This window comes from Psychromonas sp. SA13A, assembly GCF_011378715.1.
In the GTDB taxonomy this organism is placed as follows: Bacteria; Pseudomonadota; Gammaproteobacteria; order Enterobacterales; family Psychromonadaceae; genus Psychromonas.
The window spans coordinates 62,996-86,209 of the sequence record NZ_WTKU01000019.1; the positions used below are offsets into that span (position 1 = coordinate 62,996).

Annotated in this window: 22 protein-coding genes and 3 tRNA genes; 16 read left to right on the forward strand and 9 right to left on the reverse strand. The window is 38.2% G+C overall.

All coding sequences use genetic code 11. The annotated features are described in order from the left end of the window. Nucleotides 1-243 precede the first annotated feature (243 nt). The gene (locus GQR44_RS15060; protein ID WP_166372559.1) at nucleotides 244-990 is read left to right on the forward strand and encodes an endonuclease; all 747 of its coding nucleotides are present in this window, start codon (nucleotides 244-246) and stop codon (nucleotides 988-990) included. 276 nt (nucleotides 991-1,266) lie between these two features. Here the strand turns inward: GQR44_RS15060 and ccsA are convergent, their stop codons facing one another. Further along, the gene (gene ccsA, locus GQR44_RS15065; RefSeq protein WP_166372560.1) at nucleotides 1,267-2,055 is read right to left on the reverse strand and encodes a cytochrome c biogenesis protein CcsA; all 789 of its coding nucleotides are present in this window, start codon (nucleotides 2,053-2,055) and stop codon (nucleotides 1,267-1,269) included. A 147-nt stretch (nucleotides 2,056-2,202) separates the two neighbouring features. Between ccsA and ffh the strand changes: the two genes are divergently transcribed. The 7 genes from ffh to hldE all read left to right on the forward strand — a co-directional run bounded on the left by ffh (nucleotide 2,203) and on the right by hldE (nucleotide 7,886). Beyond that, a complete protein-coding gene (gene ffh, locus GQR44_RS15070) occupies nucleotides 2,203-3,624 on the forward strand; it encodes a signal recognition particle protein (RefSeq protein ID WP_166372561.1) in 1,422 nt (473 codons plus the stop codon). A 211-nt stretch (nucleotides 3,625-3,835) separates the two neighbouring features. Next, entirely contained in the window at nucleotides 3,836-4,084 is a 249-nt protein-coding gene (gene rpsP / locus GQR44_RS15075) for a 30S ribosomal protein S16 (protein WP_028869134.1), read from the forward strand. Between the two features lie 26 nt (nucleotides 4,085-4,110). Beyond that, entirely contained in the window at nucleotides 4,111-4,638 is a 528-nt protein-coding gene (gene rimM, locus GQR44_RS15080) for a ribosome maturation factor RimM (RefSeq protein WP_166372562.1), read from the forward strand. 19 nt (nucleotides 4,639-4,657) lie between these two features. Further along, entirely contained in the window at nucleotides 4,658-5,404 is a 747-nt protein-coding gene (trmD, locus tag GQR44_RS15085) for a tRNA (guanosine(37)-N1)-methyltransferase TrmD (protein ID WP_166372563.1), read from the forward strand. Nucleotides 5,405-5,446: 42 nt separating this feature from the next. Beyond that, nucleotides 5,447-5,797: a 50S ribosomal protein L19 gene (gene rplS, locus GQR44_RS15090; protein ID WP_166372564.1), complete on the forward strand. Its 351-nt coding sequence runs from the start codon at nucleotides 5,447-5,449 to the stop codon at nucleotides 5,795-5,797. A 122-nt stretch (nucleotides 5,798-5,919) separates the two neighbouring features. Continuing rightward, a complete protein-coding gene (locus GQR44_RS15095; protein WP_166372565.1) occupies nucleotides 5,920-6,291 on the forward strand; it encodes a YbaN family protein in 372 nt (123 codons plus the stop codon). Between the two features lie 164 nt (nucleotides 6,292-6,455). Beyond that, nucleotides 6,456-7,886, forward strand: a complete 1,431-nt coding sequence (gene hldE / locus GQR44_RS15100) for a bifunctional D-glycero-beta-D-manno-heptose-7-phosphate kinase/D-glycero-beta-D-manno-heptose 1-phosphate adenylyltransferase HldE (RefSeq protein ID WP_166372566.1) — start codon at nucleotides 6,456-6,458, stop codon at nucleotides 7,884-7,886. A 150-nt stretch (nucleotides 7,887-8,036) separates the two neighbouring features. Here the strand turns inward: hldE and GQR44_RS15105 are convergent, their stop codons facing one another. Next, nucleotides 8,037-9,389 (reverse strand): TolC family outer membrane protein, encoded by a 1,353-nt coding sequence (locus tag GQR44_RS15105; protein ID WP_166372567.1) that lies wholly within the window; start codon nucleotides 9,387-9,389, stop codon nucleotides 8,037-8,039. 413 nt (nucleotides 9,390-9,802) lie between these two features. Here GQR44_RS15105 and nudF point away from each other — a divergent pair, with 413 nt between their 5' ends. From nudF to parE, 4 genes are all read left to right on the forward strand, one after another. Continuing rightward, a complete protein-coding gene (gene nudF / locus GQR44_RS15110; RefSeq protein WP_166372568.1) occupies nucleotides 9,803-10,414 on the forward strand; it encodes an ADP-ribose diphosphatase in 612 nt (203 codons plus the stop codon). 183 nt (nucleotides 10,415-10,597) lie between these two features. Then, complete coding sequence (gene cpdA / locus GQR44_RS15115; protein WP_166372569.1) at nucleotides 10,598-11,434, forward strand: 3',5'-cyclic-AMP phosphodiesterase; 837 nt, start codon at nucleotides 10,598-10,600, stop codon at nucleotides 11,432-11,434. A 201-nt stretch (nucleotides 11,435-11,635) separates the two neighbouring features. After that, nucleotides 11,636-12,223 (forward strand): YqiA/YcfP family alpha/beta fold hydrolase, encoded by a 588-nt coding sequence (locus GQR44_RS15120; RefSeq protein ID WP_166372570.1) that lies wholly within the window; start codon nucleotides 11,636-11,638, stop codon nucleotides 12,221-12,223. Nucleotides 12,224-12,322: 99 nt separating this feature from the next. Further along, nucleotides 12,323-14,212, forward strand: a complete 1,890-nt coding sequence (parE, locus tag GQR44_RS15125) for a DNA topoisomerase IV subunit B (RefSeq protein WP_166372571.1) — start codon at nucleotides 12,323-12,325, stop codon at nucleotides 14,210-14,212. A gap of 209 nt (nucleotides 14,213-14,421) precedes the next feature. On the opposite strand, the gene GQR44_RS15130 is transcribed toward parE, so the two are convergent. From GQR44_RS15130 to rsgA, 6 genes are all read right to left on the reverse strand, one after another. After that, nucleotides 14,422-15,471, reverse strand: coding sequence for an energy transducer TonB (locus GQR44_RS15130; protein WP_166372572.1), 1,050 nt, complete (start codon nucleotides 15,469-15,471; stop codon nucleotides 14,422-14,424). Between the two features lie 114 nt (nucleotides 15,472-15,585). Next, on the reverse strand, nucleotides 15,586-16,539 hold the full coding sequence (locus GQR44_RS15135) for a MotA/TolQ/ExbB proton channel family protein (RefSeq protein ID WP_166372573.1): 954 nt from the start codon (nucleotides 16,537-16,539) through the stop codon (nucleotides 15,586-15,588). Between the two features lie 101 nt (nucleotides 16,540-16,640). Next, nucleotides 16,641-17,714, reverse strand: coding sequence for a potassium channel family protein (locus GQR44_RS15140; RefSeq protein ID WP_166372574.1), 1,074 nt, complete (start codon nucleotides 17,712-17,714; stop codon nucleotides 16,641-16,643). Between the two features lie 9 nt (nucleotides 17,715-17,723). After that, complete coding sequence (ilvA, locus tag GQR44_RS15145) at nucleotides 17,724-19,262, reverse strand: threonine ammonia-lyase, biosynthetic (RefSeq protein ID WP_166372575.1); 1,539 nt, start codon at nucleotides 19,260-19,262, stop codon at nucleotides 17,724-17,726. Between the two features lie 66 nt (nucleotides 19,263-19,328). Next, nucleotides 19,329-20,183 (reverse strand): archaetidylserine decarboxylase, encoded by an 855-nt coding sequence (gene asd, locus GQR44_RS15150; protein WP_166372576.1) that lies wholly within the window; start codon nucleotides 20,181-20,183, stop codon nucleotides 19,329-19,331. 102 nt (nucleotides 20,184-20,285) lie between these two features. Further along, entirely contained in the window at nucleotides 20,286-21,326 is a 1,041-nt protein-coding gene (gene rsgA, locus GQR44_RS15155) for a small ribosomal subunit biogenesis GTPase RsgA (protein WP_166372577.1), read from the reverse strand. A 97-nt stretch (nucleotides 21,327-21,423) separates the two neighbouring features. On the opposite strand from rsgA, the gene orn reads away from it, so the two are divergent. The 4 genes from orn (at nucleotide 21,424) to GQR44_RS15175 (ending at nucleotide 22,479) form a co-directional block, all read left to right on the forward strand. After that, complete coding sequence (orn, locus tag GQR44_RS15160; RefSeq protein ID WP_028869118.1) at nucleotides 21,424-21,963, forward strand: oligoribonuclease; 540 nt, start codon at nucleotides 21,424-21,426, stop codon at nucleotides 21,961-21,963. A gap of 189 nt (nucleotides 21,964-22,152) precedes the next feature. Continuing rightward, nucleotides 22,153-22,228, forward strand: a tRNA-Gly gene (locus GQR44_RS15165). 60 nt (nucleotides 22,229-22,288) lie between these two features. Beyond that, nucleotides 22,289-22,364 (forward strand) — tRNA-Gly (locus GQR44_RS15170). A 39-nt stretch (nucleotides 22,365-22,403) separates the two neighbouring features. Continuing rightward, nucleotides 22,404-22,479: transfer RNA gene (locus GQR44_RS15175), tRNA-Gly, on the forward strand. 364 nt (nucleotides 22,480-22,843) lie between these two features. Here GQR44_RS15175 and GQR44_RS15180 read toward each other — a convergent pair. Further along, nucleotides 22,844-23,214, reverse strand: a 371-nt coding sequence (locus GQR44_RS15180) for an IS30 family transposase (RefSeq protein WP_166372315.1), incomplete at its 5' end; no start/stop codon positions are given.

Consider the following 23,214-nt stretch of genomic DNA (forward strand, 5'->3'; position numbering starts at 1 on the left):
TATAAAAAAGTATTTTGACGATATTATGTGAATTATTGAAAACTCGCTCTGCTAATCCTCAATTACCTACTTAGCTATTTACCAGCCTATATAGCGCTAACTACTACTGAACAGCGAACTGTAAAGTAACTATTGAGACTCTATATGCGCTCAATTAAAACTCAATAATGGTCATTTTATGACATTAATCACTTGTCAGTGTGTTGAATAATATTGATAATGCCGCCTTTTGAATAATAGGGCATGCTTATCAAACCTTTACTGTTTATTTCTATACTATTTTTGTCATTACCTTCCTATGCCGAAAATACCCAAATACAATCCTTTTCAAGTGCTAAAAAGAAATTAGAGAAAGAAATCTATCTAGTACCTCAAGAACGGCACACTTTGTATTGCGATGCAGAGTTTGATAGCAAAAAAAATGTAATTGCTACCTCCGGCTTTGAAAGTAAAAAATACAAAAAAAGAGCAAAGCGCATTGAGTGGGAACATGTTGTGCCAGCGGAAAACTTTGGACGTAATTTTACTGAATGGCGAAGTGGCGATAAACAATGCGTAACGAGTAAAGGTAAAGCCTATAAAGGGCGACGTTGTGCAGAAAAAACCAATGCAGAATACCGATATATGCAAGCTGATATGTACAATCTATATCCTGCGATTGGCTCAGTTAATGCGAGTCGCAGCAATTATAACTTTGTAATGCTAGGTAATGTTCAAAGTAGTTTTGGTAGCTGCGCAATGAAAATAGAAAAGCGTAAAGTAGAACCGCCTGTACAAAGCCGAGGTGTGATTGCACGTGCTTATTTATACATGGATACTATTTACCCTAGTTATAAAATGAGCCGTCAACAGCGTCAATTAATGACCGCTTGGCATAAAACCTACCCAGTTAACGCATGGGAATGTGAGCGCGCTAAACGTATTCAAAAAGTACAGGGCAACAATAACGAAATAGTACAACAGAGTTGCCAAGCTGCAGGACTCAACTAATACAACTCAAATAAGTTTAGTTAACCACACACTGTTTAATGAAACGGTTTAAATGAAATGAGTTTTATGAATTGTTTTAATACTTTCGTTTTAATACTTTCGTTTTAATACTCTAGTTTTAATATTATGGTGTGGGGCTGTAGATGCTTGCTTTTAAGCAAAGGAATGGCTGCTTTATTAAACCATCTTGTTTAGTGCAGATAACTATTTATCTTTTTTAACTGCTTATCATAACAAGATGGTATCACTTAGAATTGAATATTTTAGAGTAAAGGGTCAGAGAATAATTTCTCTTACAAAGCGACTGCCAAAGTAAGCAAGCGTTAACATTGAAGAGCCAACAATAGTAATATAGATCACTAAACGACCACGCCATCCTTTCTTGAAATGCCCCCATAACAAAGTTGCATAAATAACCCAAGCAACAATAGTCAGCACTGCCTTGTGTGCACTTTCACTTGCAAACATATCATCTAAAAACATAAAACCGGTGACTAATGTACAACTTAAGAGGACAAATCCAATTAAAATAAACTGGAATAAACTTTTTTCAAGCGTCATTAAAGGCGGTAAATTCAAACCTGCGATGGGCGATCTGTGTTTCTTTAATCGGTAATCTACATAGGCTAATTGCAATGCAAATAAACTGGCAATGACCATCATGGCATAAGCGAGTAGCGCTAAAATAATATGAGAACCAACCTGCGGGTTATCTTCCAAGTGGGTAATGTAATGACTTGGTAAATACACCACAGCGATAAAATTGACAATATTAAACCCATACACGATTGGTAACAGAACGCCGGTATTGATTTTTTTGTTGATGGCCAATGACAGCGCTGCAATTAAAAAACTCACCAATGAAACAACATTTAAAATAGGCAAATTTTGACCATTTATTAAAAAGATGTTTTCATATAACCAAGCAGCGTGGCTTAATAGTGCGACACTTGATAAGGTAATAATCTGATAGCTTAACTTTGCTTGAGGTGAAAATAATTGGCGGCTAGCAAGTAAGCCACTTAGTAAATAAAATACAACACTGATAGTTGCCAGTTGACTCATATATTACTGCCTTTACTCATAAAAATGGCTTTTAATAACCTTCATTATAAGCTTTATTGAATGGATGAGAAGTTAATACTATTTTGAAAAAGCATAAATGCGTATAATACACAAAATCCTAATTATTTATAGCTATGAGACATAAACATGTTTGAGAATTTAACGGACAGATTGTCGAAGTCACTGAAAAGTATCAGTGGTAAAGGTCGATTAACAGAAGACAACATTAAAGGCACATTACGCGAAGTACGTATGGCGTTGTTAGAAGCCGATGTAGCTTTACCGGTTGTTCGTGACTTTATTAAAGCAATCAAGAAACGTGCGATTGGGCAAGAAGTTGCCAAAAGTTTAAACCCAGGCCAAGCCTTTATCAAAGTTGTACAAAACGAACTTGAATTGGCAATGGGTGAAGTCAACGAAAATTTAAATTTAGCGACCCAGCCGCCAGCAGTATTATTAATGGCAGGTTTACAAGGTGCGGGTAAGACCACCTCTGTTGCTAAATTATCATTATTATTAAAAAACAAAGAAAAGAAATCAGTTTTGGTTGTGAGTGCCGACGTTTATCGTCCTGCCGCGATCAAACAGTTGGAAACCTTAGCTGCTGAAGTTGATGTTGAATTTTTCCCAAGTGATATCACGCAAAAACCAATCGATATTGCTAATGCTGCTATTTCCCATGCGAAAAAGAAATTCATTGATGTTGTGATTGTCGATACGGCAGGTCGTTTGCATGTTGACGGCGAGATGATGGATGAAATTAAAGATCTACATGCAGCGATTAATCCAATTGAGACATTGTTTGTTGTAGATGCAATGACCGGCCAAGATGCGGCAAATACGGCACAAGCATTTAATGAAGCCTTGCCGTTGACCGGTGTTATCTTAACGAAAGCTGATGGTGATGCGCGTGGTGGTGCTGCACTTTCAATTCGTCATATAACTGGTAAACCGATTAAATTTATCGGTATGGGTGAAAAAATTGATGCTTTAGAACCTTTCTATCCAGATCGTATTGCTTCTCGTATCTTAGGAATGGGTGATGTTCTTTCATTAATCGAAGAGCTTGAAACTAAAGTTGATAAAGATAAAGCAGCTAAGTTAGCGAAAAAAGTTCAAAAAGGTAAAGGTTTTGACCTAGAAGATTTCCGTGACCAATTAGTGCAGATGAAAAGCATGGGCGGCATGATGGGTATGATGGATAAATTGCCGGGTATGTCGAATATTCCTGATGCAATGAAAGATCAAGTTAATGATAAAGCAACCAATCAAATGGAAGCGATCATCAATTCAATGACTAAAAAAGAGCGTGCTAAGCCTGAAATTATTAAAGGGGGCCGTAAGCGTCGTATCGCAGCGGGTTCTGGTACGCAAATTCAAGATGTTAATAAACTGCTTAAACAGTTTACGCAAATGCAAAAAATGATGAAGAAAATGGCCGGTAAAGGCGGTGGCATGCGTAAAATGATGAGTAGCATGCAAGGCATGATGCCTGGTATGGGCGGTGGTATGCCGGGTATGGGAGGCGCTGGATTGCCACCTGGTTTAGGCGGTTTCCGTAAAAAGTAAAACATAATTAAGCGCAATGTTAGGATTGTTTAAAGCCCCGGTGAATCTTATTCAACGGGGCTTTTTTATATTTTAGCCGTTTGAATTGATTGCTGACTGTGATTTTGATTGTTCTTTTTCTAAATAAGAGTATAATTTTGCGGCTTTCTACAGAAGCAGGTGGTCAGAATTCACTGACTTTCGACGTTTAATAATATATATAGAGGACGATATGGTAACTATTCGTTTAGCTCGTGGTGGCGCTAAAAAACGCCCATTCTACCAAGTGGTAGTAACTGATAGCCGTAGCCCACGTGACGGTCGTTTCCTTGAAAAAGTTGGTTTCTTTAACCCAACTGCACAAGGTCAATCAGAAAAATTACGTTTAGATACAGATCGCATCAACCATTGGGTTGGTCTTGGCGCACAGCTAAGTGATCGTGTAGCTAAATTAGTAAAAGATAACGCTGTAGCTGCTTAATTGCAGTTAGGTGAAGGAGATATTAGGTGAGCGAACAAGCAAAACCAATAGAAATAGGCAAATTTGGTGCAGTTTACGGCATCAAAGGCTGGTTAAAAGTCCACTCCTACACCGATGATCCTGAAAGCATTTTTCAATACAAGCCATTGTTAATGAAATCTAATGGGGCTTTACGTGAAGTGAATATCACTGAATGGAAACGTCACAATAAAGGTTTTGTTGCAAAAATAGACGGTTACGATGTTCGTGAAGAAGTACAAGCCTTAGTTGGCCTTGACCTTCTTGTTGAACCATCTAGTCTTCCAGAGTTGGAAGCTGACTACTATTGGCGCGATTTAGTCGGGTGTCAGGTTAATACTGACAAAGGTTATCATCTTGGTGTTGTCACTGATTTGATGGAAACAGGCTCTAAAGATGTGCTTGTTGTAAAAGCCAACTCGAATGATGCTTTTGGACAAAAAGAGCGGTTAATTCCGTTCATCGAAGAGCAAGTAATATTGAATGTTGATATTACAGGCCAACTAATTACAGTTAATTGGGAACCTGATTTCTAATTACCCTAGGAGAAAAGTTATGTGGTTAGGGGTTATTAGCCTCTTCCCGGACATGTTTCGGGCCATTAGCGAGAATGGGGTAACAGGTCGAGCGATTAAAAATAACTTGCTCTCTATCGAGTGTTGGAATCCACGTGATTTCACATTAGATAAACATAGAACGGTCGATGATCGTCCCTATGGTGGCGGGCCTGGGATGCTGATGATGGTGCAACCTTTACGGGATGCAATCAACGCAGCAAAACAGAGCGCAAGAGAAGCAGGGCATGAGGCAAAGGTAATTTACCTTTCTCCTCAAGGTCGACGTTTAGACCATCAAGGTGCACAGTCTTTATCAAGTTCTCGAGCTTTGATATTAGTGGCAGGGCGCTATGAAGGAATAGACGAACGTATAATCGAAAGCTTAATAGACGAAGAATGGTCTGTTGGTGATTATGTGTTAAGTGGTGGTGAGCTGCCGGCAATGATTTTAATGGATGCTGTGGTGCGTTTTGTACCGGGTGTTTTGGGTCATAGTCAATCAGCTGAGCAAGATTCATTTGCGGATGGATTGCTTGATTGCCCTCACTATACAAGACCTGAGGTGTTAGATGGAAAGCAAGTGCCAAGTGTTTTATTAAGTGGTGATCACGAGAAAATTCGTCAATGGCGATTAACTCAATCATTACAGCGCACGAAACAAAGAAGACCCGATTTATTACAAAACCTAGCTCTGACTGACGAGCAAGCAAAATTGCTTGCTGCTCTGAAAAGCAACTCCAACTAGACAGCGATGTTATTAGTTAACTAGGCATAAAAAGGTATAAAAATGAGCAAGATTATAGAAGCAATTGAAAACGAACAACTTCGTACAGATATCCCTAAGTTCTCTCAAGGTGATACTGTTGTTGTACGTGTTCGCGTAAAAGAAGGTGAAAAAGAGCGTCTTCAAGCATTTGAAGGTGTTGTTATTGCTAAGCGTAACCGTGGTTTACATTCAGCATTCACAGTTCGTAAAATCTCGAACGGTGAAGGTGTTGAGCGTGTATTCCAAACTCACAGCCCACTTGTAGGAAGCGTTGAAGTTAAACGTCGCGGTCTGGTTCGCCAAGCTAAACTTTACTACTTACGTGAACTTACTGGTAAAGCTGCTCGTATTAAAGAGAAGCTAGGTAAGTAATTTCATTTTCTCAGTTAATTAAAATTGGCTGAGAAATGTAAGTTGCAAAATTGCTATAATAAAAAGGTCTGCTTAATGCAGGCCTTTTTTTTGGCAATTTTTAAGATAAGGGGAAAGGTTAAATGTTACAAAATTTAATTAAATATACCTTATTCACAGTTGCCTGCTGCGCAACATTACTTGGACTACTAGGTGTTATTTTACCTTTGCTCCCTGCTACGCCTTTTTTTATATTGGCACTCTTTGGATTCTCTAAAAGCTCACCACGTTTTCAACAGTGGTTATTAAATCTACCTGCTGTTGGCGATGATTTAAAACATTGGCAAGCCCACAAAAAAATCAATAAACAACGTAAACCGATTATTTATTTAAGTATTGTCATTAGTTTCCTGATCTCTATCCTTTTATTGATAGGACAGCTGTTTTTACAATTAATGTTAGTCGTAATAATGCTTATTTTACTTCTCTTTATCAAAAAGTTACCTGAGTCCTAACGACACGAGTTCTAGCTGCGTGAATATCTTGTGTCGAATTTACTTTATGAGTGTTTGATTATGGCATTTTATCTGCTCAAAAATATTAAATAGTCCGTTTTGAAAATGTGATTTAATAAGGTCTGTGATAATCTAAGCCGATAAACGCCCTAGAGAGAGATAAAATGAAAATAACCTTACCTGAATATGAGCAAGCAAACGTATTAGTTGTCGGTGATGTCATGCTAGATAGATATTGGCATGGTCCTGCAGCACGTATCTCTCCTGAAGCGCCTGTGCCTATCGTTAACGTTAAACAAATAGAAGAGCGTCCTGGTGGAGCGGCAAACGTTGCACTGAATATTGCTGCATTAGGCGCAAAGTCAAAAATAGTGGGCTTAGTGGGCGACGATGAAGCCGCACAATCGATTAAAGATAGCCTGCATTCCGTACACGTAGAAACAGATTTTGTCACCGTTGCTAATGCACCGACAATTACAAAATTACGCGTATTAAGCCGCCACCAACAATTAATTCGTCTAGATTTTGAAGAATCATTTGCTGATGTTGATAGTACAGCAATGATTAATAAGATGAGCAACGCATTAGATCAGTCTAATCCAGTGATTGTCTTTTCTGACTACAATAAAGGATCATTGGCTGACGTACAAAAAATGATTCAACTTGCTAAAAGTCGTGGCGTCAAAGTCTTGGTTGACCCTAAAGGGACGAGTTTTGAAAAATATCGCGGCGCTACACTACTTACGCCTAATCTCTCTGAATTTGAAGGGGTTGTGGGGCATTGTAAAAATGATCAAGAACTATTTGAACGTGCTAGGCAGTTAATTAAAGATTTACAACTAGAAGCCTTGTTAGTGACTCGTAGTGAGCATGGTATGACTTTGATCCGTGAGCATGAAGAACCTTTTCACCTACCGACTCAAGCTCAAGAAGTCTTTGATGTGACCGGTGCAGGGGATACAGTGATTGCGGTATTAGCGGCCTCAATTGCTGCAGGTAGCAGCTTTGAAGATGCTTGTGCGCTAGCTAATGCTGGTGCAGGTGTTGTGGTAGGCAAAATTGGTACTTCAACAGTGAATACCATTGAGTTAGCAAATGCAGTCTATAGCCAACAAGAGATTGGCTTTGGTGTGCTAACCGAAAGCCAATTACAATTAGCAGTAAAATTAGCGCAGCATCGTGGAGAAAAGGTCGTCATGACTAATGGCTGCTTTGATATTTTACATGCTGGCCATGTTTCCTATTTAAATACTGCTCGTGAACAAGGCGATAGACTAATTGTTGCAGTTAATAGTGATCAGTCTGTGCGTGATTTAAAAGGGGAAGGTCGTCCTATTAATACTGCCGACCGACGTATGGCTGTGTTAGCGGGGTTAGGTGCTGTGGATTGGGTGGTTGAGTTCTGTGAAGATACTCCACAGCGTTTGATTGCAGGTGTTTTACCTGATCTACTGGTTAAAGGTGGAGATTATACTCCTGAACAGATAGCTGGCGGTGCAGAAGTCATTGCCAATGGTGGCGAGGTACGAGTACTGCAGTTTAAAGATGGCTGCTCAACAACCGAGATCATTAAAACAATTCGTAATGAACGTTAAGATTAATTGAAAATTGACGATAATAAAAAGGGAAGCAGAAGCTTCCCTTTTTTGATCTTAGCACTAGTTAATTTAGTACTTTTTAATTTGATGCTAGAACTTAGTATTTTATGTTAATAACAATGTCGATGAATTGCTATTTTAGTGTTGTTACTTTTTAGCTTTTGAAATCTCAGAAACACTCGCATCTGGGCTCATTGATACATCTGTTAATCCTGCAGAGATATCAAAAATATCTTTCTCAGATAATGTACCCGCTGATAGTTTTAGTTGCAGCATGTTAATAATGTAATCATAACGAGCATTGGCTAATAAGTTTTCAGAGCTGTATAAGTTACGAGTAGCATCCAGAACGTCAACGATAGTACGAGTTCCTACTTCAAAGCTTGCTTCAGCAGCATCTAATGCACTTTGTGATGAAACAACCGTTTGCTCGTAAGCGCGAATAGAACTTAAAGAAGCTTGTACGTTGTTATAACCGCTGTTGATTTGTGCATCAGTACTACGGAAGCTTTGTACTAGATCTTCACTTGCTACAACATAGTTAAATTGTGCTTGTTTAACACGAGAAGTAATACCGCCACCCGTGTAAATAGGCACATTTAAGCTAAGCCCAAAAGTAGCGGCTGTTGCATCATAAGATGTTGAGTTTGAATCATGGTAATTATAATCGTTGTAACCTAAACCAGCGGTGAAATCGAGCGTTGGCTCATGACCCGCTTCAGCTAATTCTATATTCATTTTAGCCAGTTCTTTAGCGATACGTTTGCTATGTAAATCTAAATTATACTCTAACGCTTTGTTACGCCAAATTTTCACATCACCTTCAAGTGGCTGTGGGTCAAATGTTTTAGTGTTTAAGTACGCAACTTGTTTAACATCTTCACCAGTTAATTCACGTAACAAGTAATAATTATTAGCCAGTGTATTTTCTGCTGTGATTAAATCAGCCACTGTTCTATCGTACTCAGCCTGCGCTTCATGCACGTCGGTAATAGCAATTAAACCCACATCAAAACGTTGTTTAGTTTGTTCTAGTTGACGCTCAACAGCACGCTTGTTCGCTTGCACAGATTTAACTGATTCGTCGGCACGTAATACATCAAAATATGCAGTAGCAGCGCGGAATAATAAATCTTGAGCGGCATAACCGTAAATAGCAGCGTATTGTGTTGCTTGTTTCTCTGCTATATCAGTTTGTTGCCAGTAAGTGCCATTATAAAGTGACTGTGTTAGCTCTAGACTCGCGCCATAGTTGGTGTTGGTATTAGTACTAATGCTTGATTGCACGTGGTTGGCATCTAACCCAAAACCAATTTGTGGTAATAAAACCGATTTTGATTCTGATACTTGCTCAACAAACACATCATATTGTGCCTTGCTTTTTAAAATAATGGGATCTTTGTATTTGGCTGTTTCATAAACTTGTTGTAGCGTATCAGCATTGACGGCAACACTTGATAAGCCTAGTAAGCTTGCAATATAAAGGCGTTTTAAATTCATGGTATGGAAATCCTGTTGAATGTGTTTTTGCTAATATGAAGAAAGGCTAATTTTTAATATTGTAGGGTATTATAAAAACCTATTTTTAACTATTACTTGTTGCTTAATAATACAATAAAAATTTGAATTAAATTGCATTTCTTTTTGCTTTATAATAGGGATTTCACTATATACAAATGATTTTTAAAGCGATTTTAAAAAAATTGTGTGTCTGTGTCATCATTAACTTTAATCATTAATTATAATGTTTATCCTATAACTTTTTAAAAAATGAGTAAATCGTTTATTGGTGCAGTTTATGCATTTAAGTATTTCATTTACACGCTCAATCATAGGTCATTAGCGATATTGCAAACGTGCCCTAAACGAGTGATTTCAACTCATATCAGGTTACTGCATATGTTAAACAAATAATGAAAGGGAAAATAATGTACGACAAAAATGATGTAGAAATATTAGGCTGTGAATCACTTTATAAAGGTTTTTTTAAATGTAATAAATTCACTTTAAAGCATAAATTATTTTCTGGTGAATGGAGCAAACCTATTCAACGTGAATTTTTTGAAAGAGGTAAAGCGGCGGCTTTATTAGCCTATGACAAAGCACAAGATGCGGTGATCTTAGTTGAACAGTTTCGTTTTGGCGCGATGGATAGCAAGCAGTCTCCTTGGTTGTTAGAATTAATTGCCGGCATGATTGATGAAGGTGAAGATGCACAAGAGGTGGCAAAGCGAGAAGCATTTGAAGAAGCAGGATTAGTCATTGAACAATGCCAATTTATGCTCAGTTATTTTGTGAGCCCCGGCGGTACCACTGAAACTATCGATTTATTTGTAGCGAATGTCGATAGTCGTAATGTGGAAGGTGTTTTTGGCTTAGCTGAAGAGGGTGAAGATATTCGAGTTCATGTGGTCCCTAGAGAGCAAGCTTACCAATGGGTGCAATCTGGAAAGATTGATAATGCGGCAACTATTATTGGATTGCAGTGGTTGCAACTAAATTATAAAAATGGCTTAAATATTTAATTTTTTACTTATTTTTTTACTCACTACACATTTAGAGTTATTAAAATGTGGTTTTGTCGACATTTTTAATCATTAATTCCTTTTCATTATTGTGAGAATGATAAAATAAATAACTGAATTTTAATAAAAATGACCATTTAGCGTGGTGTGTTAACTATAAAACTTAGAGTGAATAATATAAAAATGAATGGTGTACTTCAGACGGTAGCAACGCTAAATGCGGATCACAAGGGGGAGGTAAAGTTATTACAAATTACCGACACCCATCTTTTTGCTGACAGAGAAAAAGACTTATTAGGCATTAAAACAGTCGATAGTTATGATGCTGTTATAGAGCATGCCCAGCAATACACCGCTAAATGTGCTGCAGTTTTGTGCACCGGTGATTTGTCACAGGATCATTCTACTCAGTCTTATGTTGATTTCAGTGAGCGTATTAAAACATTAAAAATGCCTTGTTATTGGTTGCCAGGCAATCATGATATGCAAGAAGTGATGTTGCCTGCTTTATTGAACGAAGGACTTGCGCAAACCAAACAAATCATCAGCGAACATTGGCAAATTATTTTATTGGACTCTCAAGTCTCGGGTGTACCTTACGGTCATCTCAGTGAGTCACAATTATTTTTCCTAGAAGATAAGCTTAAGCAGTACCCAAACAAACATACCTTGATTGCAATTCATCACCATGTGTTGCCAGTAGGTTCAGCTTGGTTAGACCAACATATTTTGAAAAACAATGCGCAGCTTATTGAACTGATCAGTCAGTTCAATAATGTGAAAGCGGTTTTATCTGGTCATGTTCACCAAGCTTTTGATGTCACCAAAAAAGGGGTACGTTACCTAACTAGTCCATCTACCTGTGTACAATTTAAACCACAAAGTGATGATTTTGCTGTTGATGATAAAGCACCTGGGTATCGCTATTTAACACTTACAAAATCAGGTAAAATAAACACCCAAGTTGAGCGTATTGATATTGGAGAGTTTGTTACTGATGTGAATGCGACCGGATACTAAATAATCTCAATGCGGAATAAGTAAAACAAGCTAGCGTAGCTATTTTTTCGTTAAACTATTCTGCAGTAAGCCGTTATTGCTTTTATCGTCCCTATAGCAGTGAACAAAACCAATAATGACTGAAATTTAACTCATTAACTTATAGAAACGAAAATAACTTCTGTTTGCATTACTCTGGCCTGAAGTTAAATAAGAGGCAAAATGACAACCGCTAACATAACCAAAGTATTGCTTTCACTTCATGGTTTTCATAGCTCTCCTGCATCACTTAAAGCACAACAAATGCGTGATTATTTGTTGTTAGAATATCCTGAAATTCATTTCGTTTGCCCGCAACTTCCCGTCTACCCTGAAGATATGTGGTCTGTCATTGAATCTATCTTCAAACAATATGATGGATGTGAAATAGGGGTTATGGGTAGTTCTTTAGGTGGATTTCTGGCGACCAAGGTGGCTCAGCAATATGCGGTAAAAGTGGTACTCATTAACCCTGCAGTAACACCCAATATTTTGCTAGATTTCTACCAAGGTGATCAGACTCATCCCTATCTTCAGCAGCAATACATTATTAACGCTGATTATATTGAACAGCTCAAGGCTTTGCATGTTGAGCAAATTAACTATCCAGATAATATTTGGGTGTTATTACAACAGCAAGATGAAGTTTTAGACTACCGAGATGCAATAAAAAAATATAAACAATGTAAAATAACCTGTGAAAATGGGGGCGATCATAGCTTTATTGGCTTTGAACGTTATGTTGCAGAAATAATTCATTTTCTTTACTAAATACATACAATCAACTGTTTTGTTCTGTGGTAACTTACGCGCAGAATTAACAACCATTAAACTTCATCATTATTAAACAGAATAACCATAGGTGCATGCATGAGCGAACAATATAATTCAGATTCCATTGAAGTATTAAACGGACTCGATCCCGTTCGTCATCGACCTGGTATGTATACTGAAACCAATCGACCAAATCATTTAGCTCAAGAAGTAATTGATAACTCGGTAGATGAAGCATTAGCAGGTCATGCAAGTTCTATACAAGTGATACTTCACGAAGACCAGTCTTTAGAAGTTATTGATGATGGTCGAGGTATGCCGATTGATATGCATCCAGAAGAGAAAATATCAGGTGTTGAATTAATCTTTTGTAAGTTACACGCCGGCGGTAAATTTTCTGGTAAAAATTATGAAATATCTGGTGGTTTGCATGGTGTTGGTATTTCCGTAGTTAATGCGCTTTCTACGCGTGTTGATGTACAAATTCGTCGTGATGCAAAAATATTTCATATTGCCTTTGAAAATGGTGACAAAGTAGAAGAGCTAAGTGAAATCGGCGTTTGTGGAAAGCGTAATACCGGTACTAGCGTGCACTTTAGACCTGACCCAAAATACTTTGATAGTTTTAAATTCTCTGTTTCACGCCTATTACATTTATTAAAAGCTAAAGCCGTACTATGTCCGGGTTTAACTATTAAATTTAAAGATAAAGTGAATAAAAATAATTATGAATGGTGCTATCAAGATGGCCTAAATGATTATTTATTAGAAGCCGTTGCAGAGAACGAATTATTACCATCTGTGCCTTTTGTTGGTAAGTTTTCTGCCAACAGTGAAATGGCTGACTGGGCCGTAGTATGGCTGCCAGAAGGCGGCGACTCTATTACTGAAAGTTACGTTAACTTGATCCCAACCTCGCAAGGTGGGACGCATGTTAATGGTTTCCGACAAGGCTTGTTGGATGCGATGCGCGAATTTTGTGATATTCGTAATATTCTACCACGTGGTATTAAATTAAGTCCGGAAGATATCTGGGATAAGTGCAGCTATGTACTGTCTGTAAAAATTAAAGAGCCACAATTTGCAGGGCAAACAAAAGAACGTTTATCTTCTCGTCAATGTTCAGTTTTTGTTTCAGGTGTTGTTAAAGATGCCTTTAGTTTATGGTTAAACGCAAATGTAAATGAGGCGGAAGCCTTAGCTGAATTCTGTATTAATAATGCCCAAGCTCGTAATCGTAAAAGCAAAAAAGTCGCACGTAAAAAAATCACGCAAGGGCCTGCTTTACCAGGTAAATTAACTGATTGTTCCACACCAGACCCAATGCGAGGTGAGCTGTTTTTAGTTGAAGGGGACTCAGCTGGCGGTAGTGCGAAACAAGCTCGAGACCGTGAATTTCAAGCTATTATGCCATTACGAGGTAAAATAAAAAATACCTGGGAAGATGAGTCCGATGTCATTTTAAGCTCAGAAGAAATTCACAATATATCAATAGCAATTGGTATTGACCCTGCCTCTACAGACTTGTCTGGATTACGCTATGGAAAAATTTGTATTCTTGCCGATGCGGATTCCGATGGATTACATATTGCGACCTTAATTTGTGCTTTGTTTGTTCGTCATTTTAGAGCTGTTGTTGAAGCCGGTAACTTCTATGTAGCAATGCCACCTCTATATCGAATCGATATCGGTAAAGAAGTTTATTATGCTTTAGATGAGTCTGAAAAAGATGGCATATTAGATCGCATTAAAGCAGAGAAAAAACGTGGCAAAGTTAACGTTCAACGATTCAAAGGTCTGGGTGAAATGAACCCTCTACAATTGCGTGAAACCACCATGGATCCGAATACACGTCGCTTAGTACAATTGACCATTGATGATGCTGATAAAATGATGGAAATGATGGATATGTTGCTCGCTAAAAAACGTGCAGGAGACCGTAAAATGTGGTTAGAAGCAAGTGGTGATATGGCTGCAATTGATTGATATGTTTAAAGAATAAGTTGTCGTTGTTTAAAGCATAAGCTGTCCTAAATAAAGCATAAACTTGCATCTATTCCTCTGTATTAGAACGATTGATACAGAGGAAATACGCCAGGTAAAATGACTGCTTTCTAATGATACCCTTACCCCTTAGATAACCTGCGGTTGTTAATCATTTTTTAATTAGCTTCCAACTGGTTTTTAACTGCTCGCTATTGATAGCTAAATGAGTATGACTGCTCACTGCTTATTTTATCTTGCCCTTTCAACGCGGGCATAAAGCGCTCGTTTTCTATAAAGTTTAATACGGCTTTATCAAGCATTTCATGACCGCTAGATGTTGTTAATTTTACCGCCATCGTTTGTCCATTTTTCATGACTATCATTGTTGCTTTTACTTGTCCTTTTTGTTGTCTTAAAGCTGCCCGCTGAGGGTATTTAGGCTTTTTACCTGAAATGGCGACGGCTTCCTGTAATGCTGTTAGTTTATCGATACTTTTTGCGTTGATCTTTTTCGGTTCGCTTCTTGACATTGAAGCCTGCTCTGGTGGCTTTTTTGCTATGATTTTAATTTTATTATTACGAATAATTTGTGCTGGATTATTAATCGGTAATGTCGAAGCAATGGATGTTAAAACCCTATTTTCATTAAGGCCGTCGTCATTAAGGCCGTCGTCATTAAGGCCGCCGGAGGAGGAGCTGATATTTTTTACTTTTTTACTCGGTTTACTGTTAGTTATTTTTTTAGGAATTAGAGCAGGTAAGTTAATCATATTTTGGTTAAATATAAACTCTTTTAATAGCGCATCGTCGGTACTCAGATGATTTTTAATACTGTGTTGATGGCGTGTTTTAGCCTGTTGATAATCGGGTTGGATTACTTCTAACAGATAAGCTTCTGTTGTGATGGATGCCGATTGTTGTTCGGTTATGCTATCAATTATTGATGCTGCCTGTTGTTTAGATTGCGGTGCTATCTGCAGTTTTTGGTCGCTTCGTTGTTGATTAATGTGCTGTCGATTACTAGTAAGGGGCGCTTCTTGTTCTTTGATTATTGTTGTAGAAGCGGATATTTTCAAAGGTGAGGCTGCTTTGGTTATCGGTGTTTCTGTTAATATCGGTTGGGTTATTTCCGTTACCTTTTTTGTTGTTAACTGCTTAACTTGATTGCTTGGTAATAGATCTTCATGAAAATAGAAAAATACTGCATATAATAAAAAGCTTATGATAATAAAAGGGAAGTAGTGATAAGCTGATTTCATATACTAGGTGCCTTAATGTCCGTTGAAGTTGTTAGTCTGTTTTGGCTTTGAAAATTAATGGACCTTGAAAATTAATGAGCATAACAACTTAATGGGGATAACAATGCCAATAAGTTATTTCTTTAGTATAGGCTTTTCATCTGTATTCGCATCAGTAGGATCGAGTGTTTGATCATACATTTTAGCAATTGAAGATGGACTGACTCGTTTGATGTCTTCAGTTTGAGGATGAATAGTTACATTTACCTCCCCCGTTTCCTTCGAAAATTCATAATGATAAGGCATGCTTGTTTGTTCTGATACGGGATCATTTTGAATGTTTTCCGTAGGAGTTGTCTGCAGCGTATTGTTAACAATCAGCGTCGCTTCATTGGCTAAGTTGTTGGTTGTGCTATTGATTAAGCTTTGCTGTTGGCAAAGGTGATTAAACTGAGCAAGTATGGTGTCTAGATGTAAGCGTACTGTGTTAATAAAAACACCAAACAAGTGATAAGGTAATAAAGCCAAAATCATCACAATGAGGCTAGCCGCTACTGGAACTAATGCCTGCGAAATCATCACTAACAGCCCTTGATTATTGCTGCTATTTTCTTCTGCAATAATCGGTAGAAGCGCAATGCAGCACAGCAAAGCACCTATCGCCCCTAGCATCGGAGAAATGATGGCGATAGTACGCAATAACGATTGTCCTCGTGAGAGCTTATTTATCTGTATAGCAGCATAGGCTTGCATTTTTTCTATGGGAGAAGTAGGTAACCCTTCAATACCATGAGCCAACATTTTTAATGCGGGTGTCGATGTTTTTTGACAGGCCAATAAGGCGTCGGTCTTTTGGTGTTTATTTAAAGCGGCAAAACACTCTTGTAGTGTAAAGCGCTCCCGTTGAAAATAATAAATAGCCCAAAAGAACAAGCGCTCTAGTGTCACAATAGTTGTGACAAAAGATAACAACAGTAATAACCACATAATCATGCCCATTACCCCACCTTGTTGGAACCAAAGAGGTGTGTTTTCAGCTACTATTGAGGTTAATGATTGATATGAAGTCGCGCTTGTTTCTATACTCATTATCGCTGCGTCCTAGCATCAAAATGAACAAAATAGGGAGTGATCATTCAAAGAGCGCTCAACGAACACTCTGCAAATATTTCACGAATATTGAGCAAATACTAATTGATATCTTGCCAATCAATATCTTCAACATAAAGGCGTTCATTGGCAATATAATAAAGGTGATAACCTGCGCTAACTATCGCATCATTGGTTGGGTTTAAGCTCATATCATTACCACTTTTATCTTTGCTAAAGCCTATTAAGATCATATCGTAGCGTTGTTTGAATGTCTGAAATAACTCACCGAAGCTAGTGTCGCTGATCAAATCGGGGATTAAAATACTGTATAAGGTGGCGCCGTTTAACGTTGAAAGCAATCGCTCGGTGACTTGGCTTGAACCAGGGTCTTGCATGCTTCTTACCATTATTTGTGCACTGTTGTCGATACTGCATTCAATATAGGGGCAGTGAATCTTTAATAGCTTGGCTTTACTTTCGTCAAAAAAGTGTGCGGTTATATTCGCATTCTTATCAGTGAAGGTAGCAATACTGAGGGCTATGGATAAGGTTTCATCGTCCGTACTGCCGTCGATAATAATACGTTGAGCTGTTTTTAGGCCAACTCTATCGAGCTCTTGCGTGTCGGAAAACGAGTCTAGTTTAGCGAAGGAAACCTCATCAATTTCTGGAAACGGGTTCTCCATATCTTCAGTGACACATAATAATATTTGACGATTATGGCGTTTTTTATCGCCAAGAATTAACTGTATGACTTGCTTCGTTGAGTGTTTGTCCCAGCAAAACAGCAGTATATGCCCGGTTAAGTGTGAAAAATCATTACTGCCGTTCATATTCTTTCTCGCTATATCAATGAATAATTGGGTGGTTTTTCCAATAAATGAAGCAAATACAATTAATCCAGACGGAATTTGCCAGAAGGCAACAATCAATTTGCCAAAGTTTGTTTCCGGACTAAAGTCACCAAAACCAACCGTTGAAACCACCACCATATTATAATAAAAAAACTGCAACGGGTGCTCAGTTAGAGCACTCTCATTAGCAAAAACAAATAAAACATAAGTAATCGCTGCTTGCATTATGATCAGGCCAAACATTGCAGGCCAAGTCATATTACGCGTTAGCTTTTGTATGATTTTGGTTATTTTAAGTGGCGTTAAAAAAGGTAGCATCGCGTTACCTTAATCGTTATTAGTATGTGATAAAAAGTAACGATAAGCGGGGTTGCCAGTTTCATCTTTATAACTATAGCCTAGCGCATTTAGGTGTTCACTAAATTGGTCAACCTGAGCATCGCTGACTTCAAACCCTGCGAGTACTTGCCCATATGCCGCACCATGGTTACGGTAATGAAATAAAGTGATATTGGCATGCATACCTAATAAATTTAAAAACTTAAGCAGGGCATTAGGGTGTTCTGGAAATACAAAGCTATATAAACGTTCCGTTAACTGCTGAGAAGGCACACCACCCACCATGTAACGAACATGTAATTTAGCGGTTTCATCGTGACTTAAGTCGGTAACCGTATAACCTGCAATGGTGAGGTTTTCAGTTAAACCAGTTAATTCTTCAAAGCCATTAGGTGTTCTTACGCCAACAAAAATATTAGCCTGCTTGCTATCGCTATAACGATAGTTAAATTCAGTAATGGCTCTGCCATCTAGTTGATTACAAAAAGCTAAGAAAGCACCTTGTTTTTCGGGAATGGTAACCGCTAAAATACTTTCATTTTGCTCACCTAATTCACAACGTTCAGAAACATAACGTAGACTATGAAAGTTAACGTTTGCACCACTTAAAATAGCGGTAAGACGTTGATCTTTTAGTTGATGTTGTTGTGTATATTTTTTTAATCCGGCTAATGATAAAGCTCCAGCAGGCTCTGCTATTGCACGCGTATCATCAAAAATATCTTTAACCGCAGCGCAAATCTCATCACTACTAACCGTGATCACATCATCAATATATTGCTGACATAAACGGAACGTTTCTCGACCAATGGTTTTTACTGCTACACCGTCTGCAAACAAACCTACTTTAGGTAATGTCACTGGGCCGCCAGCAGCTAAAGCTGCTTTTAAACAAGCTGCATCTTCCGGTTCCACGGCAATAATTTGAATATGCGGTAATAATTGCTTGATATAAACGGCGATCCCCGCTGCTAATCCACCGCCACCAACCGGTACAAATATCTTATCGATATGTGCATCTTGTTGTAATAGTTCTTTTCCTACCGTGCCTTGTCCTGCAATAATATCAGGATCATCAAAAGGATGGATTAAGGTGTAACCATGCTCCTTTGCAAGCGCCAACGAATGTGCGTTTGCAGCATCAAAACTCTCACCAAATAAGACTACTGTTGCACCAAAAGTGCGTACCGAGTTAACTTTAATCTCTGGTGTGGTTTTAGGCATCACGATAGTGGCTTTAACACCCATCTTTTTAGCTGATAAAGCTAAACCTTGAGCATGGTTACCAGCCGAGGCTGCAATTACACCATTTTTCTTTTGTTGGTCACTGAGACTTGAAAGCTTGTTATAAGCACCACGTAATTTAAAAGAGTGAACCGGTTGTAAATCTTCACGTTTTAATAAAATATGGTTATTTAAACGAACAGATAGCTTATTTAGTGGCTGTAGCTTAGTTTCAATCGCTGCCTCATAAATAGGGGCTAATAAGATTTTTTTTAAATATTGTTCACTTGATATTACTGTCATGACAAGCCTTGTTATGCTGTGAGTCTAAGGTCTAAGGTCTAAGGTCTAAGGTCTAAGGTCTAAGGTCTAAGATTTTACGGTTGCAAATAGCTCGCCTAAACGTGTCACGCTTGAAGGTGCTAAAGCGTCGCTAAATTTAATACTGTCTTTAGGGAATAACGCAACAATCGTGCTACCTAGTTTAAAGCGACCCATTTCAGCCCCTTTTTGCAAGATGATCTCTTGATCCTGATAATCCCAATATTGAATCTCTTTATTTTTTTGTGGCGTCAATGTTCCTTCCCAAACCGTTTCAATACTGCCAACGATAGTTGCACCCACTAATACCATCGCCATTGGTCCAATAGCGGTTGAGAAAATAGCAACGGCACGTTCATTTCGAGCAAATAAGTTAGGAACATTTTGCGCAGTTAATGGGTTAACTGAAAATAAGTCACCAGGGATAAAAATCATTTGCTCTAATTTACCCGTAATTGGCATATGGATACGGTGATAATCTTTAGGTGCTAAATAAACGGTAGAAAAAATTCCGTCATCAAAGGGAGCTGCGACGTCATCTCGTCCGCCTAATAATTCACGTAAACTAAAGTCATGGCCTTTAGCTTGAAAAATACGTCCCGCTTTAATGTCTCCCTGTTGGCTAACACATCCGTCAACGGGGGTTGCTAGGTTGTTGTCGCCTTCAATAATCGGGCGTAAACCTGCTTTTAATTCACGTGTAAAAAAGTCATTAAAGGTCTCAAAGTCAGCAGCCTCAGAATACTTTGCCTCACTCATGTCGATTTTAAATTGCTTAATAAATTTAGTAATTAAAAATGTCGTGAACTTACCCATTTTTGCATTCGCTAATTTACCTGCTAATAAAGTAACAAGGTGTTTAGGTAAAAGGTATTGGCCAATAATTTTTAGTTTATCGCTCATAGTAAAACTCTCTGCTTTTAAATATTAATTAATCTCTGTTTTTTACCGTTTTAAATTTTTTTAAATACGGTTTTCAATTGTACTTTTTTATAAACGTCTATTTTAGTAGATATTTGGATCGCGGTGACGTGCATTTTTTGCATCATCCATGGTTTCTAAGATACGTAGGAAACTCTTAAAGCGCGCCCTATCAATTTTACCTTCTTCAACAGCTGCAACTAACGCACAACCTGGATCGGCTTGATGTTTACAATCTCGAAAACGACAACCACCAAGGTGCTCTCTAAATTCAATAAAACCACTTGCAATGCGTTCAGCTTCTAAGTGCCACAATGAAAACTCACGTATTCCTGGGCTATCTATTAAATCACCACCATCGCTGAAGTGATATAAACGGGCTGTGGTAGTAGTGTGTTTACCAAGACCAGAACCTTCTGAAATTTCACCTGTAACAGCTTCAACTTCAGGCAATAACATGTTCAGTAATGACGTTTTACCCACGCCAGACTGGCCTACAAAAATATTAATTTTATCTTTCATAACCGATTTTAAATCGTCTAGACCATCGCCATGCATTGAACTATACAAAACCTGATAGCCAATATTACGGTAACTCTGTAATTCTTGGTCAATGACTTTTGCTGACTCTGTGTCTAATAGGTCAACTTTGTTTAAAACGATAATTGGTGTGATCCCAATATCCTCACAGGCAACTAAGTAGCGGTCAATAATGTTACGAGAAAACTCAGGTGCAATGGAGCTAACAATAATAATATGGTCAATATTAGCTGCGATGGGTTTAATACCATCATAATAATCTGGTCGTGTTAATACGGTTTTACGAGGATGCACAGCTTCAATAACACCACTAATACCTTGGTGAGATTCTTTTCCCGCACGCCATACAACGCGGTCGCCAGTTACTAATGAACGAATTGAACGGCGTAGGGTACAACGTTCTACTTTGCCATCTTGATCTTCAATGTCAGCATGTTGACCGAACCGACTAACCACCAACCCTTCCAGCTGCGGACCTAGTTCAGATTCATCCCATTGTTTATCGTTTTTGGGTGTTAAGCGCTTGTTATGATTGCTTTGAACACGACGAACTTGGTTTTTACTGAGTTTTTTCTTCTTAGCCACAGGCTTCCTTTGCTACCACTGGTGATTTGAATGGCGTATCATACTATATTTTTTAAATAATAAAGCTATTCATCAAGAGAAAAGGGTGGTTAACAAAATGAACAAAAATAATTTGGTCTGGATCGATCTAGAAATGACAGGATTAAATCCTGATAGTGATAAAATTATTGAGATTGCAACGATTGTAACTGACAGTGATTTGAATATCTTAGCGGAAGGCCCACAGTTTGTTATTCATCAGAGTGATCAAGCTCTGGATGCCATGGATGAGTGGTGTACTGAGCACCATGGTAACTCTGGTTTAACTGCACGTGTTAAAGCAAGCAAAATTAGTTGTGAGCAAGCGGAGAAAGAGACGCTTGAGTTTTTACAAAAATGGGTGCCGGCAGGTGCAGCTCCATTATGTGGTAATAGTATTGGCCAAGATCGTCGTTTTATGGTCAAACATATGCCGACCTTAGAAGCTTTCTTTCATTACCGCAATATTGATGTTAGTACGATTAAAGAGTTAGGTCGTCGTTGGGCTCCTGAGATGGTTGAAGCACATAAAAAAACTGGAACACATTTAGCGTTACAGGATATTAAAGAGTCTATTTCTGAATTACAGCATTATCAAAAGCATTTTTTTAGTTATTAGTTCGCTTTTCAAGCAAGTTAGTAATGATTTGGTTGAAAAATCTGCATGTAAGCTTTGTTAAGCTTAAATTAGCTAAAAAAAGCTTGCAATCATTAACGCCATCTCTATAATTCGGGCTCGTAACAAGGGGGCGTCACCAAATGCCTCAGTTCTGATTTTGTTAGAAAATTTGTTACAGGAAAATGTGATGCGGTACTAGCTCAGTTGGTAGAGCACGACCTTGCCAAGGTCGGGGTCACGAGTTCGAGTCTCGTGTACCGCTCCAAATCTTAAAGTTGAATATCATATTTACCTTTAAGATAATTTCCAATTAGTTTTAGATGAAGCGGTACTAGCTCAGTTGGTAGAGCACGACCTTGCCAAGGTCGGGGTCACGAGTTCGAGTCTCGTGTACCGCTCCAAACTACATTTTAAAAATAAAACTAAAACTAAATTATGAAGCGGTACTAGCTCAGTTGGTAGAGCACGACCTTGCCAAGGTCGGGGTCACGAGTTCGAGTCTCGTGTACCGCTCCAAATTACTTCCATACAAAAATCTATTAATACTCTCAAACTCAATAAAACGACCTTGCTTATTAAGTGCTGGGGTCATGTGTTTTTTTAGTCTCGTGTACCGCTCCAAATTACTTCTATATAAAAATCTATTAATACTCCCAAACTCAATAAAACGACCTTGCTTATTAAGTGCTGGGGTCATGTGTTTTTTAGTCTCGTATTTTTTATCTAGCAGATTCAATATAGGGCTCCAAATTTCCTGTTTTACACTCCCCATCAAAGTATCTATCAGTATTTTAAACATAAGCCCTGCATTCAAAATACGACTTCTCGAACAATTATCTATTATTACCTATGGCGGATTCAACATTGAAGTGCATAACGACTAAGCAGCTATAACTACCATATGTTCAGCCATTAATTTGGCTGGCGTTTTGTAATTTAGTTTCTTTCTTGGCCTATCATTCAATTTAACGATTACATCTTCAACTTCTGATTGCGATACTTTTTTAAAGTCCGTTGATTTCGGCCAATATTGTCGTAACAAACCATTCGTATTTTCATTCAAACCTCTTTGCCACGAACAATAAGGATCTGCAAAATAAACACCACAATTTAAATATTCGGTCATCACTTCATGATAGGCAAATTCTTTACCATTATCAGCAGTGATCGTAAATATCGCACCTTTGTATGGTTGCAATAAAGCAATCGTAGCAGCAGTCACTGATTTAGCCGATTTGTCATCAACACGCA

Bases quoted from the DNA above. Each gene is read 5' to 3' on its own strand.
- trmD (WP_166372563.1), top strand. From the start codon at position 4,658: ATGTGGTTAGGGGTTATTAGCCTCTTCCCGGACATGTTTCGGGCCATT.
- GQR44_RS15120 (WP_166372570.1), top strand. From the start codon at position 11,636: ATGACAACCGCTAACATAACCAAAGTATTGCTTTCACTTCATGGTTTT.
- rplS (WP_166372564.1), top strand. From the start codon at position 5,447: ATGAGCAAGATTATAGAAGCAATTGAAAACGAACAACTTCGTACAGAT.
- orn (WP_028869118.1), top strand. From the start codon at position 21,424: ATGAACAAAAATAATTTGGTCTGGATCGATCTAGAAATGACAGGATTA.
- asd (WP_166372576.1), bottom strand. From the start codon at position 20,183: ATGAGCGATAAACTAAAAATTATTGGCCAATACCTTTTACCTAAACAC.
- GQR44_RS15130 (WP_166372572.1), bottom strand. From the start codon at position 15,471: ATGAAATCAGCTTATCACTACTTCCCTTTTATTATCATAAGCTTTTTA.
- GQR44_RS15105 (WP_166372567.1), bottom strand. From the start codon at position 9,389: ATGAATTTAAAACGCCTTTATATTGCAAGCTTACTAGGCTTATCAAGT.
- GQR44_RS15140 (WP_166372574.1), bottom strand. From the start codon at position 17,714: ATGCTACCTTTTTTAACGCCACTTAAAATAACCAAAATCATACAAAAG.
- hldE (WP_166372566.1), top strand. From the start codon at position 6,456: ATGAAAATAACCTTACCTGAATATGAGCAAGCAAACGTATTAGTTGTC.
- cpdA (WP_166372569.1), top strand. From the start codon at position 10,598: ATGAATGGTGTACTTCAGACGGTAGCAACGCTAAATGCGGATCACAAG.
- parE (WP_166372571.1), top strand. From the start codon at position 12,323: ATGAGCGAACAATATAATTCAGATTCCATTGAAGTATTAAACGGACTC.
- ccsA (WP_166372560.1), bottom strand. From the start codon at position 2,055: ATGAGTCAACTGGCAACTATCAGTGTTGTATTTTATTTACTAAGTGGC.
- ilvA (WP_166372575.1), bottom strand. From the start codon at position 19,262: ATGACAGTAATATCAAGTGAACAATATTTAAAAAAAATCTTATTAGCC.
- ffh (WP_166372561.1), top strand. From the start codon at position 2,203: ATGTTTGAGAATTTAACGGACAGATTGTCGAAGTCACTGAAAAGTATC.
- GQR44_RS15095 (WP_166372565.1), top strand. From the start codon at position 5,920: ATGTTACAAAATTTAATTAAATATACCTTATTCACAGTTGCCTGCTGC.
- GQR44_RS15135 (WP_166372573.1), bottom strand. From the start codon at position 16,539: ATGAGTATAGAAACAAGCGCGACTTCATATCAATCATTAACCTCAATA.
- rpsP (WP_028869134.1), top strand. From the start codon at position 3,836: ATGGTAACTATTCGTTTAGCTCGTGGTGGCGCTAAAAAACGCCCATTC.
- GQR44_RS15060 (WP_166372559.1), top strand. From the start codon at position 244: ATGCTTATCAAACCTTTACTGTTTATTTCTATACTATTTTTGTCATTA.
- nudF (WP_166372568.1), top strand. From the start codon at position 9,803: ATGAAAGGGAAAATAATGTACGACAAAAATGATGTAGAAATATTAGGC.